General features: G+C 64.7%; 11 protein-coding genes and 1 pseudogene. 9 read left to right on the top strand and 3 right to left on the bottom strand.

Features of this window, described 5'->3' with window-relative positions; genetic code table 11:
- The first annotated feature begins 141 nt into the window (after positions 1–141).
- From EDC31_RS04540 to EDC31_RS04510, 7 genes and pseudogenes are all read left to right on the top strand, one after another.
- Positions 142–546, top strand: coding sequence for a GtrA family protein (locus EDC31_RS04540; protein ID WP_052512628.1), 405 nt, complete (start codon positions 142–144; stop codon positions 544–546).
- Positions 547–621: 75 nt separating this feature from the next.
- Positions 622–3,282: an alanine--tRNA ligase gene (gene alaS / locus EDC31_RS04535; RefSeq protein WP_042062085.1), complete on the top strand. Its 2,661-nt coding sequence runs from the start codon at positions 622–624 to the stop codon at positions 3,280–3,282.
- Positions 3,283–3,368: 86 nt separating this feature from the next.
- Positions 3,369–4,049, top strand: coding sequence for a carbonic anhydrase (locus tag EDC31_RS04530; RefSeq protein ID WP_042062056.1), 681 nt, complete (start codon positions 3,369–3,371; stop codon positions 4,047–4,049).
- Complete coding sequence (locus EDC31_RS04525) at positions 3,949–4,935, top strand: endonuclease/exonuclease/phosphatase family protein (RefSeq protein ID WP_081797924.1); 987 nt, start codon at positions 3,949–3,951, stop codon at positions 4,933–4,935. Before EDC31_RS04530 ends, EDC31_RS04525 begins: the two co-directional genes overlap by 101 nt.
- A gap of 117 nt (positions 4,936–5,052) precedes the next feature.
- Entirely contained in the window at positions 5,053–5,772 is a 720-nt protein-coding gene (exbB, locus tag EDC31_RS04520; RefSeq protein WP_052512629.1) for a tonB-system energizer ExbB, read from the top strand.
- Between the two features lie 22 nt (positions 5,773–5,794).
- Positions 5,795–6,248 (top strand): annotated as a pseudogene (exbD, locus tag EDC31_RS04515) (TonB system transport protein ExbD).
- A complete protein-coding gene (locus tag EDC31_RS04510; protein WP_042062060.1) occupies positions 6,245–7,141 on the top strand; it encodes an energy transducer TonB in 897 nt (298 codons plus the stop codon). Before exbD ends, EDC31_RS04510 begins: the two are co-directional and overlap by 4 nt.
- 18 nt (positions 7,142–7,159) lie before the next feature.
- Here the strand turns inward: EDC31_RS04510 and EDC31_RS04505 are convergent, their stop codons facing one another.
- Positions 7,160–8,218 (bottom strand): zinc-binding metallopeptidase family protein, encoded by a 1,059-nt coding sequence (locus EDC31_RS04505; RefSeq protein WP_042062061.1) that lies wholly within the window; start codon positions 8,216–8,218, stop codon positions 7,160–7,162.
- A gap of 304 nt (positions 8,219–8,522) precedes the next feature.
- On the opposite strand from EDC31_RS04505, the gene EDC31_RS04500 reads away from it, so the two are divergent.
- Complete coding sequence (locus EDC31_RS04500) at positions 8,523–9,242, top strand: NUDIX hydrolase (protein ID WP_042062064.1); 720 nt, start codon at positions 8,523–8,525, stop codon at positions 9,240–9,242.
- Entirely contained in the window at positions 9,239–10,426 is a 1,188-nt protein-coding gene (gene mtnK / locus EDC31_RS04495; protein WP_042062066.1) for an S-methyl-5-thioribose kinase, read from the top strand. The genes EDC31_RS04500 and mtnK overlap by 4 nt, the downstream gene beginning before the upstream one ends.
- Positions 10,427–10,506: 80 nt before the next feature.
- Here mtnK and EDC31_RS04490 read toward each other — a convergent pair whose 3' ends face one another.
- Entirely contained in the window at positions 10,507–13,752 is a 3,246-nt protein-coding gene (locus tag EDC31_RS04490) for a Hint domain-containing protein (protein WP_132126930.1), read from the bottom strand.
- A gap of 34 nt (positions 13,753–13,786) precedes the next feature.
- Positions 13,787–14,933, bottom strand: a 1,147-nt coding sequence (locus tag EDC31_RS04485; protein ID WP_132126929.1) for an autotransporter strand-loop-strand O-heptosyltransferase, incomplete at its 5' end; no start/stop codon positions are given.

Here is a 14,933-nt window from a genome sequence, read left to right as displayed (position 1 = left end):
AGGGATGATCCGATCCTCTCCTGCCTCGGCAGGAGAGACGGTGATGCAAAAGGGCGCCTTTCGGCGCCCTTTTCGCTTTTCCGGCTTCTCCGCCTCCGCGGCAGCCGGAGCATTTCTTCATCAGCAGGCAGTTCCAGCCTCATGCCGCACTCTTTCGCCCAGTTTCTACGCTTCGGCCTGGTCGGCGGACTCGGATTCGGTTGGGATACGGCGACGGTCTATCTGCTGCGCCCCCTGACCGGTCTGACAATCGCCCTGTTAAGCGGCTATTTCGTCGCGGCCACGCTCAACTGGCTGCTGCACCGCGTCTGGACCTTTCGCGGCCTCGGTCGCCAGCATCATATCCTCGCGCAATGGCTGCGCTTCCTTGCCGCCAACAGTGCGGGATTCTGCCTCAATCGCGGAACGGTTTTCGCCTTCTGCCTGTTCATTCCCTTCTGCGCGCGCAACCCTGTCTTCCCGCTCGCAGCCGGTGCGGTGGCCGGATTGGGGGCCAATTTCACCCTCTCCCGCCGTCACGTCTTCCGTGATCGCCCGGCTCCATAGCGGCGCGACATTTCCTTTACCCGCGCGATGCTCTAGGAAGGCGGAACTCCCGTGTTCCGGAACCATCACGCCTCCATGACCGATACGACCTCGCACCCAATTCCCGCCGGCAGCAACGATCTGCGCTCGACCTTCCTGCGCTATTTCGAGAAGAACGGGCACCGCATCGTTCCCTCGGCGTCGCTCGTGCCGCAGAACGATCCCACCCTGCTCTTCACCAATGCGGGCATGGTGCCGTTCAAGAACGTCTTCACCGGCCAGGAAACGCGCCCCTACAGCCGCGCCACCACCGCCCAGAAGGTCGTTCGCGCGGGCGGCAAGCATAATGATCTCGACAATGTCGGCTATACCGCGCGCCACCTGACCTTTTTCGAAATGCTGGGCAATTTCTCCTTCGGCGATTACTTCAAGGCCGAGGCGATCGAATTCGCCTGGACTCTCCTGACGCGCGATTTCGCCATCCCGAAGGAGAAGCTGCTCGCCACCGTCTATGCGGAGGACGAAGACGCCGCCGCCCTCTGGCGCAGGATCGCCGGTCTGCCGGACGAAAAGATCATTCGCATCCCGACCGCCGACAATTTCTGGCGCATGGGCGATACCGGCCCGTGCGGCCCTTGCTCCGAGATCTTCTTCGATCACGGCCCTCATATCTGGGGCGGACCGCCCGGCTCGCCGGAGGAGGACGGAGACCGCTTCGTCGAAATCTGGAACCTCGTCTTCATGCAGTTCTTCGAGGACCCGCCGGGCACGCGCACGCCGCTCCCCCGCCCCTCGATCGATACCGGCATGGGGCTGGAACGCTTCGCCGCCGTCATGCAGGGCAAGCAGGACGTCTACGATACAGACACGCTGCGCACCCTCGTCGAGGCGACCGGTTCCCTGCTGAACACGGATTGCGACGGCGAGTTGCGCGCCAGCCACCGCGTGGTGGCGGACCATCTGCGCTCCACCGCCTTCCTGATCGCCGACGGCGTGATGCCGGCGAAGGACGGGCGCGGCTATGTGCTGCGCCGCATCATGCGCCGCGCCATGCGCCATCTCCAGCGCCTCGGCGCGCGCGAGCCAGTCTTCTACAAGCTGCTCCCCGCCCTGATCGGCAAGATGGGCGCGGCCTATCCGGAGCTGGTCCAGCATCAGGCCCTGATCGCCGAAACCATGCGCGGCGAGGAAGAGCGCTTCACCGCCCTGCTCGACCGCGGCATGCATCTGCTGGCCGAGGAAACCGGCAGGCTCGGCGACGGGCAGGCGCTTGCCGGCGAGATCGCGTTCAAGCTGTATGACACATTCGGCTTCCCGCTCGATCTCACACAGGACGCGCTGCGCGAACAGGGCCGGACGGTCGATGTGGCGGGGTTCGACGCCGCCATGGGTGAGCAGCGCCGCCGCGCCCGCGCCGCCTGGACCGGGTCCGGCGACGCGGCGGCGGAAACCGTCTGGTTCGACGCGCGTGACCGCTTCGGGCCCACGGAATTCCTCGGCTATTCCACCGAGAAGAGCGACGGCGAGATCCTCCTCATCGCCCATGGCAACACCATGCTCGACAGCGCCAGCCCTGGGCAGGAGGTCGCCATCCTGCTCAACCAGACGCCGTTCTACGCCGAGAGCGGCGGCCAGGTCGGCGATCACGGCGCGCTCACCGCGCCCGGCCTGCGCGTCCGCATCACCGACACGCAGAAGCGCAACGGCGATCTCTTCGTGCATTACGGCACGGTCGAGGAAGGCACGCTCCGCCCCGGCCTCGCGGTCACGGCGGAAATCGACCATACGCGCCGTCAGGCCGTGCGCGGACATCACTCCGCCACCCATCTGCTACATGAAGCGCTGCGCCGACATCTCGGCACCCATGTCGCGCAGAAAGGCAGCCTGAACGCGCCGGACCGCCTGCGCTTCGACGTGTCCCAGCCCCGCCCGATCACGGCGGAGGAACTCTCCACGGTCGAGGCCGAGGTGAATGCGCGCATCCGCGAGAACACCGCCGTCGAAACCCGCATCATGACGCCGGAAAAAGCGGTCGCGGAGGGCGCCATGGCCCTGTTCGGCGAGAAATACGGCGACGAGGTGCGCGTGGTGGCGATGGGCGGCGGCGAGGAAGGCCGCGCCGCCTATTCGATCGAGCTGTGCGGCGGCACCCATGTCGCCCGCACCGGCGAGATCGGCCCTTTCCGCATCGTTGCGGAAAGCGGCGTTTCGGCGGGCGTGCGCCGGATCGAGGCCGTGTGCGGACTCGCGGCGGACAGGGTGACGAAAGAGGCGGATGACCGCCTCAACCGCATGGCCGCCCTGCTCAAGAGTACACCCGCCGAAGCGCCGGATCGTCTCGCCGCGCTGATCGAGGAACGCCGCACGCTCGAAAAGCAGGTCTCCGACCTCCAGCGCCGCCTTGCAACAGGCGACGGCACGGTGGGCACTGAATCCGTCAACGGCATCACCTTCGCGCCGAGGGATCTCGGCGAGGTCGCCCCGCGCGAGCTCAAGGCGATGGCCGAGGCGATCGCCAGGCAGATCGGCTCCGGCGTGGTCGCACTCGTCTCCAGCGCCGAAAGCAAGGGCAGCGTGGTGATCGCCGTCACGCCGGATCTGACGGACCGTTTCAGCGCGGTCGATCTCGTCCGCGCTGCCAGCGAGGTCATGGGCGGCAAGGGCGGCGGCGGCCGACCGGACATGGCGCAGGCGGGCGGCCCGAACGCAGATGCGGCGGCCGTGTTTGACATGCTCCGCGCCCGGCTGGCCGCTTGACGGCATATTCAATTTTCCCGTGAACTTTTCAGGATTCACAACGTAAAACATATTTTAATCGTTTCAGACCTCCCCGGAGCGCAGGCATGGCACCCGATCCAAACGAAAGCATGATCGAACTGCTCGAAGGCGTTCAGAAATTCGACAGGGAAATCTACCCCACGCATCAGGAACTCTTCGAGAGCCTGGCGGAGAGCCAGTTCCCCAAGACCCTGTTCATCACCTGTTCGGACAGCCGGATCGACCCGAGCCTCATCACCCAGACCGAGCCTGGCGAGCTTTTCATCGTCCGCAACGTGGGCAACATCGTGCCGCCCTATGGCGAGATGCTCGGGGGCGTGTCCTCGGCCATCGAATATGCGGTGCTGGCGCTCGGGGTCCGCAACGTCGTCGTCTGCGGCCACTCGAATTGCGGCGCGATGAACGCGCTGATGCATATCGACGACGACACGAAATTCCAGCACATGCCCACGGTCCGCCGCTGGCTCGGCTCGGCGCAGGCCGCCCGCGCCGCCGCCATCGCCCTGAAGGCCGAGGATGCCGGTCCCGCCACCATCCGGGCTCTGGCGGAGCAGAACATCTTCCTCCAGTTGACCCATCTGCGCACTCACCCCGCCGTGGCCGGAGCGATCGCGCAAGGCAAGCTGGCGCTCTCAGGATGGTTCTATGACATCGCCAACGGCAAGGTCATCGTGCTCGACGATCAGACGCGCAAGACCCAGAGCGTGGGCGAGGCGCTGGCTTCCCTCCGCGCGTCGCTCGCCTGACACGCCGACCCGGTTCAGGGCACGGCTCGCGGCGGCGTTTCTTGCCCTCGCGCCCTTCCATGCCGCGGCGCATACGCTCAAGCTCGCCACATGGAACCTGGACTGGCTGACTGACCGCCCCCCGGGCGATCCCGCCATCCCGCCCGACGTCATCCGCCGCAGCCCGGCGGATTACCGCCGCCTCGCCTCTTACGCCGCCCGTCTGGACGCCGATATCGTCGCCCTTCAGGAGGTCGATTCGCCCGAGGCCGCCCGGCGGATCTTCCCGCCCGACCGCTACAGGATCATCCTGACGGACGATCCCGTCCCGCAGCGCGTCGGGCTGGCGATCCGCACATCGCTCGCGGTCGAGATCAACCCCGAACTCCGCGCGCTCGACGTGTCCGACCCCGCCGCCCCGCACCATCTGCGCGGCGGGCTGGACGTGACGCTGCATGACGGCGCAACCACGCTCCGCCTGCTCGTCGTGCATCTCAAGACCGGCTGCTGGGACAATCCGCCCGGCGATCGCGGCCATTCCTGCCCCATTCTGCGCCGCCAGATCGCCGTGCTCGACGACTGGATTCTCCAGCGGCAGGACGAAGGAGTTCCTTTCGCGTTGCTTGGCGATTTCAATCGCCGCCTGACCGTCAACGACCCGTTCTGGCGCGAAATGACCGCCGAGGCGCCGCTGGATCTCGTCACCTCGGGATATGCCACCCCCTGCTGGGGCGGCAGTTATTTCATCGATCACCTCCTCCTCGGCAACGCTGCCCGTGCATGGCGCATCCCGGACAGTCTGCGGGTCATGATCTATCGTGACGCGTCATCCGAGGACCGCGCGCATCTCTCCGATCATTGCCCCGTCTCGATCCGCCTCGCCCTGCCGGACACCGCCAAAAAATAATAACGATTCTCAGTTGCAAATTCTGACACCATACGTCATATGGCGGAACAGGCCCGCCACGCTCCACATCACATGACCTCCCCTGTCGGCGCGGCTGCACGACCCTGGAGATCGTTCATGTCGTCTTCTCCCTGGGAGATGTTTCTCAATACCGGCCCGGTCGTCCGGACGGTGATGATCCTGCTCGTCCTTGCCTCCGCGATGAGCTGGACGGTCTTTCTTGCGAAATCCGTGGAATTCTTTCGCCTCAAACGCCGTCTCCGCGCGGAGGAGCACATCCTTGCCGAGGCCTCCTCGCTTCATCTGGCATCGGAACGGCTCCGGGGCCAGGACGGGCTGACAGGGCTGTTCATCGCGGCCGCCACGGATGAGCGGACCCATTCGCAGGACATCCCGGACGATCGGGACGGGGTGAAGGAGCGAATCATTCTTCATCTGGAGCGGCTGGAGGCGGCCGAAGGGCGCAGGCTCATGCGCGGCACGGGACTGCTGGCGACGATCGGCGCGACCGCGCCCTTCGTCGGGCTGTTCGGCACGGTCTGGGGCGTCATGACGAGCTTCACCGGCATTGCGGCGGCCAAGGCCACCAGCCTCGCCGTTGTCGCGCCGGGCATCGCCGAGGCGCTGCTTGCCACGGCGCTCGGGCTGGTGGCGGCGATTCCGGCGGTCGTGATCTACAACCATCTTGTCCGACAATCCGCGGCCTGCCGGGCGCAGGTGGCCGATCTCACCACCGGCGTCATGCGTCTGCTGTCACGCGACCTCGCCCGCGCGCAGATGCTGAGCCCCGGCGGGCAGGTGGTGCGCTTCGGCACGCGCGCGCTGCTGGCCGAGTAGATCGCCCGGAGGACCAACTTCCATGATCCGCCTGCGCCATGCCGACGAGACGCCGCACGAGGCCAGCGAGATCAACGTCACGCCGTTCATCGACGTGATGCTGGTGCTGCTGGTGATCTTCATGGTCACAGCCCCGCTGACCACGGTCAACGTGCCGGTGGACCTGCCCTCGTCGACGGAAAAGCCCGCGCCGCGCCGCGGACGATCCGGTGTTCCTGACGGTGAAGGCCGATCACTCCCTGGCGCTGGGCGAGGACGATGTGACGATGGGCGGCCTGGCCTCGGCGCTGGCTGTCGCGACCAAGGGGAACAGGGACGAGCGCATCTTCCTGCGCGCCGACAAGACCGTCGAATACGGCGCGCTGATGGGCGTGATGGATAGGCTCCGCGCGGCGGGCTATCTCAGGATCGCGCTGGTCAATCTGCAAGGTGAGGCGGAAGGGAGCGCCGCTCCGGCTCCGGACGCGCCGCCATGAGGCAGGCAGCGGCGCGGCACGCCTCATCGTCCGGCTTCGCGCAGTGGCGGAGTCACGCCGCGCGCCTGCGGCGGCGCGAGGACGTGCTGCGATGGAGCAGCTCCTTTCTGGCCGTCGGGGCGGCAGGAGGCGGGCTGGTGTGGATGGCCACCCACTTTCCCGCTCCGCCCGCGCCGACGGCAATCCCGGCCGCGATCGCCGTCGATCTCGCGCCGGAGCCAGTCGCGGCCCAGCCGATGCGACCGGATCTCAGGGTCGGCCCGCAACATGACGTCGCGCAAGCCGCGTCCGCGCCCGCTCCGACGCCTCCGTCACAGGAACTCACCGCACCGCCGTCTCCCGTGCCGCTGCCGCCCGTGCCGGTAGCGAAGATCGAGAAACGGGCCGAACCGCGAAAGTCGGCGAAACCTGCTCCCCAGCCGAAAACACATGTCCCGAGAAGGCCCGGCGCGGAAATGGCGGGGCTGGAGACGCCAAGCCCCAAGACGCTGAATCCGGCGACGGAAACGACGGCCCCGCCCTCCGCCGAAAGCGTTTCGGCGACTCATCCCGCCGCCCCTGCCGACGGCTCGCCCTCCTCACACGCCTCCTCTACACCGGCGCGGTGGCAAGACGCCCTGCTCGCGCGGCTGGAACGCTTCAAGCGTTATCCCGCCGCCGCTCAGGCGGATCATGAGCAGGGCACGGCGATGCTGCATTTCGCCATGAACCGGGCCGGGCATGTCCTCTCCGCCAGTCTGGAAAGCAGTTCCGGCTACGAGACGCTGGACCGGGAGACGCTGGAGCTGGTCCGGCGCGCCGATCCTCTGCCCGCCCCGCCCGATTCCGTGGCGGGCGATCCCGTCATGCTCACCGTGCCGGTCGAATTCTCCCTCGGCGAAAGCCGAAACTGACGGAGCCCTGGGCCGCTGTCATCGCCGCCGGTTCATCCCCACCAACCGATGGATGAAGGCCATTTTTCCCAGAACCGGCGCCGTCAGCACGAAGGGATAGACCTCACGCACGCCCATCGCGCGGTTGAGGCTGTTGAGCAGCGAAGTCATCGCCAGCCAGGCTCCGGACAGTTTCTCGAACGGCGCGCCGCCGAAGGGATCGAAATCCAGCACCGCGCTGAGCGCCTGCGGTTCCACCACATGAGGGGCCGTGGACAGCCCGTAGCTGGCACCGGTCTCGAGCGTATCGACCATGTGGAGATAATGCGCCCAGCTTTCCGCGAAATCCTCCCAGGGATGCATGGTGGCATAGGCGGAGACATGACGTTCCTGCCAGTCGTATGGCGGCCCGACCTCGTAATGCCGCCGCAGCGCCGCGCCGTACTCCGCCCGCTCGTCGCCGAACAGGGCGCGGAAGTCGTCAAGCATCCCGCCGTCGCGCACGAGCACGTCCCAGAAATAATGCCCGGTCTCATGACGGAAATGCCCGAGCACGGTGCGATAATATTCGCCCATTCCGACCCGCATCCGCTCGCGCTCGACATCATCCGCCTCGCGCAGCGCGATCGTGACGACACCGTCCGCATGGCCCGTCATCACCCGCTCACCATCCGGCAAATCCGCGAGAAAGTCGAAAACCAGCCCGTCCAGCGGCCTTTCGCGCCGGTCCGCCATCGGCAGGCCCAGCCGCAACAGCGTATAGATCAGGCGGTGCTTGGCCTCCTCCAGCACCTGCCAGCGCGCCAGATTCGCCGGATCGTCCAGCGTCGGCACGGTGCGGTTATGGCGACAGGCGAGACAGAACCGCGCCGTACTTTCCGCCGGAACGACCCAGTTGCACGCGTCATAGGCCGCATTGGCGCAGAAGCGATACTGCGCCCCGCGCTCCACATCCGTGCAGACCGGCCCGTCCCCCTCCACAAGAGCCACGACCCTGTCTTCCCCCGCCGCATAGCCGAGGCGCATGCCGCAGCGCGTGCAGTGCCGGTTCTCGAAAAAGACGGTCAGACCACAGGAGGGGCAGGAAAACAGACGCATGACGGGACACTTTACGAGCAGGCCGGGCGGGCAGCTATCCCCCGCACGCAGGTGAGACCCGCTTTCTTCCGGCGGTGCGTCTCATCGGTCTTCTGGTCGAGCCCCGGTTTCACTTTGGGAGCGCAGCAGCGGGACTTCGACCGGCTGGCGCCTGTCGCGCGACACTGTCATTATGACTGTGAAAATGGACTCCGCTCGTGGACATGAAACTGCCAAGGATGAAACGGGAAGTCGGGCGCGTTAAGCAAAGCCGCGCGATCGGCCGCGAAGACCTCTTTCGCCGCGTCCGGCTGAGTTTGTCCGCATGACGGCGAAGCGTCCGCCCGGCCCCGAAGACTGGCGCGTCACTCCCCTTCAGGCCGATCTCGTCGTCACGACCCGCGCGCCGCCGCTACCGCCGAATGCGGCCGTCGAATCCCGCGTCGCCGCGCTCTGGGCCGAGGCGCTCGAACAGCATCCGCGCCTGTATAATGGCCGGGTCTTCTGTGCGACGACGATCGCGCCGGAGCGGATCGACGGCTACTGGGCGGAATATTGCCTCAGCCTCGCCCAGATGCGCGATCCCGCCCTGTTCGATGCGCTTGCCCTGTGCCCGCTCGCCGTGACCGGACTTCTGTTCACGCCGGACGGCGTCGTCATCGGTCGGCGCTCCGCCCATGCGCTCTACCTCCCCGGGTGCTGGCAGGGCGTTCCGGCAGGAACGGTCGAGTCCCGGGCGGGTGACGGTCCGGTCGATCTCCGCGCCCAGCTTGCCGCCGAACTATGGGAGGAACTCGGGCTCGACCCGGCGGATGCCGCCATCGGCGCGCCGTTCCTCGCCTGTGCGCATCCCGGCACCCATATCGTGGACGTCGCCATGCCGATCCGCACGCCGCTTTCCTTCGCCATGATCGAGAAGGGCTGGCGCGATCGCGGCAATGACGAATACGATCGCCTGATCCTCCTTCCCCCCTCCCGCGACGCATTTTCCGGCGGCGATCTCCTTCCCACCACACGCGCCATGATCGAAGCCCTCTGCCCATGACCTCCTATCGCCCTCTCGACGCCGAAGCCCTGCGCGCCTGTCTCGGCGCGCGGAACACGCTCGCCGCGCGCCTCGGCGGCGCACCCGCCGACTGGGTTCTGCGCGAGGTCAGCGACGGCAACCTGAATACCGTCTTTCTGGTCGAGGGGCCGACCGGCGCGCTCTGCTGCAAGCAGTCCCTGCCCCATGTCCGTGTCGATCCGGACTGGAAGATGCCGCTCGACCGCACGGATTTCGAGGCGCGCTACATGCGCGCCGTCTCGCCGTTCGTCGGCCATCTGATGCCGGAATTCCACGCGTTCGACGCGGAGCTGCATCTGCTGGTGATGGAGGGCCTCACCCATCATCGCGTCCTGCGCACCGCGCTGGCGGACGGCACGGCGGCGGCGGGCTTTTCCGCCCGCATCGGCGAATATGTCGGGCGCACGGCCTTCCATACCTCATGGCGCGGACGCCCTTTCGAAGCGGTGATGAAGAATGTCGCCCGCTTCGCCCGCAACACCACGCTGACGCGCATCACCGTCGATCTCGTGCTGACGGACCCCTGCGTGCCCGATTGCCCGCGCAATCGCCCGCTGTCCCCGGACCTCGACGAAACCGTTGCCGCCCTCCAGTCCGACAGCACGCTGCGCGACGCCGTCTCGCGGTTGCAGGAGCGCTTCCTGTGCTGCCCGCAGGCGCTGCTGCATGGCGATCTGCACACCGGCTCGGTCATGGTCCATGGCGACGATGTCCGCGTCATCGACGGCGAGTTCGCGCTGATGGGGCCGATCGGCTTCGATTGCGGACTCTATCTCGGCAATCTGCTTCTCCATGCCTGCGCCCGGCCCGAACGGCGCGAGTGGATGCAGGACGAGATCGCGCTCTTCTGGCGCAGTCTGGAGCATCTCTACCGCGATCTCTGGGACGAGAATCCGCAAGCGGGCGATGTCGGCGCACTGTTGTCCCCCGAGTCCCGCCGCAGCGCCCAGGCCGCCACCCTCAGGGCCATCCGCCGCGACAGCGCCGGTTTCGCGGGGCTGGAACTCATCCGCCGCACCATCGGCTATGCGCAGGTCGCGGATTATGCCCTGACGCCCGATCGCGTCGCCGAGGCCGAAGCGCGCCGCCGCGCGCTGGCGCTCGGACGCACCCTGATTCTCGGGGCGACGATGGACGAGGCGGTCGAAGCCTGTTTCCAATAGCGCTTGGAGCATGGCGCCATTGGATCAACCCATCGCACCATGCTCCAAGTCATTGTTTTTTTTCGAACCCTCCACCCCTCTCAGATCGCACAGGCGGCCTGGTCCTTGTGATCCGCGACCACATACGGTCCAGCCGCTTTGATCTGCAGGATCAGGAGCGCTATCGCGTTGGCACGCCGCTCACCCAGCGGAAGAAGGGCGTCGCCGGCAGTCCAGCGCGTATCCGCCCATTCCAGCGCCTGCCAGCCCTGCAGTTCGCCGTCCGTCAGATGCGCCGTGATGTCACGAAGGCTGCCGCCCTCATAAAGCAGCACTTCCCCGATCGCCACGCCGAACAGACGCCGATCATCCACGAACGGGCCGATCACATCGCTCGGACGGCTGGCACGCGAGACGATCCGGACGCTCTCCACACCCGCCGGGATCATGAACGTGACATGCCCTTCGCTCTCTCGAACCAAGCGAATGAGTTGGCCCTTATCCGTCACCAGATGCAGGTCCGACTCTTCCGTCAGCGCAGGCGCGACGGCGCGGCTCTTCAGCCCGGCTTCAACAGCCCGCACTTCGATCGCCCGGAAAACCGGCTCGACAAAATCCCGGCTGACTTCCAGAGCCGCCCCGGCATCTTCCGTCCAGTTCTTCGCAACGACCCCTGAAAGCGTCGCCACCACGCCATGCTGGCCGAAGTTCTTGCGGTTCCCCGTGTCGAGATAGCTCTCGGTCAGCGTTCCGTCCGCCCAGATCACCGAATGAGGCTCGGTCTCGATGTGGTAATAAGTGTAGGACGTGATGGATCTGTCATAGAAGATCGACCGTCCGTTCACCAGCATCCGCGCCGGAACAAACCGCCCCTCGAAGAAGAGGCAATGTTCCGGCGTAATCAGCAGGTCCTTGAAGGGCACGCCTTCGCCGATCGCATCCTTCAGAATACGGACCGGATACCCAGCCTCGTCATCCGAAAGACCCGGACGGATCGCGGCCTTCTGGTTCCCGATCCATGTCACCTTGCGGCTGAGCGCACGGCCAGCCCGGTAGTCATGAACCGATACCTCGTCCCCGATCCGGAGATTCTCCACCGCTTCTTCACCAACAGGCGTCCGAATCAACGTCCCAGGAAGAAAGCAGACCTCCAAAGCCCCACCTGCGTCAATCGTCAGAATACCGCCCGGCGTCACGGTCGGGCTGGAAACGGTGCCCCCAGACTGCACCTCCGCATAGCCGCCGGAAGAGATATAGGGGTTTACGATTGTCCCGCCACTAGAAACATAGGCGGCGTCGGTTCCGTAGCCGCTGTTGAAATATGAATCGTCAACAGAGCTCGCACCGGCGGAAATATAGGTTGGATCGGAGTTGAACTGATTCCCGCTGGTGAGGCCGCCGGAATTGACGCTGACATAGCCGTTCTGGATATAGGAGCTCAGAAGCTCGCCGCCGCTGCTGACGACGACCGTGGCAATCCCCCCGGAAATCGTATTGACGCCGGAAGCTGTCGCTCCCGACATCACGTCAAGAGTCGCCCCGTAAGCGAGAGTCACAGGCCCGTTAACAACCGCAGAACCGCTCTCATAGACGGTTCCGCTCGCCGTGCTCACCGCGCTCCATATGCCCTTAAGTGTCGTCGCCGAACTGGGCAGCGTCAGGGAGCCTCCCGAGCCATTGCCATATTGGGCATTGATATAGGCGTAGCTTCCCGAGGAAACGGCAACATTCGAGGCCGAGGCGCCGGCATAGACATAGGCGAGCGCGCCGGAAGTTACGGTCGCATCGTTGAGCGTCCCGCCACTGTAAACATAGGTGGCATCATTCCCATATCCGCTGTTGAAATACGTATCGTCAACAGAACTCGCACCGGAATAAATATAGGTCGGGTCAGAGTTGAGCTGATTCCCGCTGATGAGACCGCCGGAGCTGACGTAAACAATGCCGTTCTGGATATAGGAGTTCAGAAGCTCGCCGCCGCCGCTGACGACAACCGTGGCACCCCCGCCAGAAATCGTGTTGACGCCCGAAGCCGTCGCCCCCGACATCACGTCAAGAATCGCGGCCCCGAGAGCCACAGGCCCGTTAACAACCGTAGAGCCGCTCTCATAGACAGTCCCGCTCGCCGTGCTCACCGCGCTCCATACCCCGCCGAGCACCGGCACTGTGTTCTGAACCGCCGAGCCATCTGCCGTGGGAAGAACGAGGCCTGAATAAACCGACGTCCCCGAAGTGACATTTCCACCCGTATAGGCCGTATAACCGGACGTTGTACCAGACGCCAGGACTGCGGAACCTCCCGAGGAAACGGCAATATCCGCGACGGCGGCCCCGGAATAAGCGTAGGCATAGCCGCCAGAAGATATGGTGGCGTCGTTGAGCGACCCGCCACTGTAAACATAGGTGAGATCGGTTCCGTAGCCGCTGTTGAAATACGTATCGTCAACAGAGCTCGCACCGGCGGAAATATAGGTTGGATCGGAGTTGAGCTGATTCCCGCTCGTGAGACCGCCGGAGCTGACGTAAACAGCGCCGTTCTGGATATAGGAGTTCAGAAGCTCGCCGCCGCTGCTGACGACAACCGTGGCACCCCCGCCAGAAATCGTGTTGACGCCCGAAGCCGTCGCCCCCGACATCACGTCAAGAATCGCGGCCCCGAGAGCCACAGGCCCGTTAACAACCGTAGAGCCGCTCTCATAGACAGTCCCGCTCGCCGTGCTCACCGCGCTCCATACCCCGCCGAGCACCGGCACTGTGTTCTGAACCGCCGAGCCATCTGCCGTGGGAAGAACGAGGCCTGAATAAACCGACGTCCCCGAAGTGACATTTCCACCCGTATAGGCCGTATAGCCGGACGTCGTACCAGACGCCAGGACTGCGGAACCTCCCGAGGAAACGGCAATATCTGCCGCAGAGGCCCCAAGCAGCACGCCCGCATAGCCGCCGGAAGTTACGGTCGCGTCGTTGAGCGTCCCGCCACTGTAAACAAAGGTGTCATTATCATCATATCCGCTGTTGAAATACGTATCGTCAACAGAGCTCGCACCGGAGTAAATATAGGTCGGGTCGGAGTTGAACTGATTCCCGCTTGTGAGGCCGCCGGACCTGACGTAAACATAGCCGTTCTGGATATAGGAGCTCAGAAGCTCGCCGCCGCCGCTGACAATGACCGTGGCAACCCCGCCAGAAATCGTGTTGACGCCGGAAGCCGTCGCACCCGACATCACGCTGAGAGTCGCCCCGTTCGCGAGAGCCACAGGCCCGTTAACAACCGCAGAACCGCTCTCATAGACAGTCCCGCTCGCAGTGCTCACCGCACTCCACGCGCCATTAAGTGTCGTCGTCATCTCTTATTCTCCCGCCTGAGCGATGTTTGATGAGTTATGATGCGACTTCCGCCGCTTTGACCCGAATGAGGGTTTCGACCATTCGGGTGACTTGCTCGCTGGCGATGAGGCGCGAGCATTCGAACTGCCGTGACGTTCCAGCATGACGCGGGCACCAGAGAAAATCCTTATGATCAAACTGGTGCGTCGGGTCGTTCCAGCACGAATTGCAAGTGTGCCAGTTGATGATCCGCCACGGCGTGTGGAACTCGTTGGTGGGGTGTGTGAAGCCGGAGATCATCACCACCGGGCATCCGGCCGCCCAGGCCAGCCATGCCAGACCCGAGCTTGCTCCGATGAAGAACTCGGCGTGCTTCAGCCACCGCGCCCGCTCGGCCAGCGGGCGGTTGCCTGTCTGGTCTTCCACGCCCCAGGGCATGTAATTCCAGACGATCCCGCTGCCGTACACCGCCTCCCTGTCAATACAGATCACCCGGTAGCCGCGCCCTTTGAGAAAGGCCACAACATCCCGCCAGCCATGCGGGTTGTTCCAATATTTGCACTGCGACGACGCCTGCGCCGCAATGCAGACATAAGGCTCCTCGATGGGACGGCTCTCGTCGTCAAATACCAATCGCGGACGTTCTTCGTCCTGCGAGACGCCAAGGATATAGGCCGCCGTTTTGTGTAGACCGACGAAACGAAAATCCGTCGGCTGATGATCGCAAGCCGTATCGTTGAAAAATAAGCCCAGCCGGTAACTGGCATAGGCCCGTCGGGGCAATCCTTCCGCTTCAGCCTGCTGACGCGTGCGAAAAGTGATGTCTGGATAAGCGTTCTGAAAAAGCGGAATGAATACTTCCGACAAAACACAAACAACCCGCGCCGGATGGACCCGTGCGAATTTCGCCGCATAGGGAAACCACGCCAGCACGTCACCCAGCGTACCTACCGGAAGCTGGATCAAGACAATCCGACCAGTAGGATCATAATCATGGGCATGGACCAGGCGGTCAGGCTCGCCTGGAACGACATCCTCGACCCGCAACGAAAAACGGACGAAATATTTCTTCGATGAAGCGACCAGTCCCTGATCGACCTCAGCACGGTTCTTCCGCACTTTTCGTGATGATGTTTTTTGATTATGCGGGCTGAAGGACACGCGCCCTGAGGAGTTCGAAGCCTGCTCTTCCGAACATGGT

Origin of the sequence: Acidomonas methanolica, from assembly GCF_004346035.1 — a bacterium.
GTDB classification, from domain to species: Bacteria; Pseudomonadota; Alphaproteobacteria; order Acetobacterales; family Acetobacteraceae; genus Acidomonas; species Acidomonas methanolica.
The sequence above is the reverse complement of the archived record's forward strand: the minus strand, read 5'-3'. Positions and strand labels throughout refer to the sequence as shown.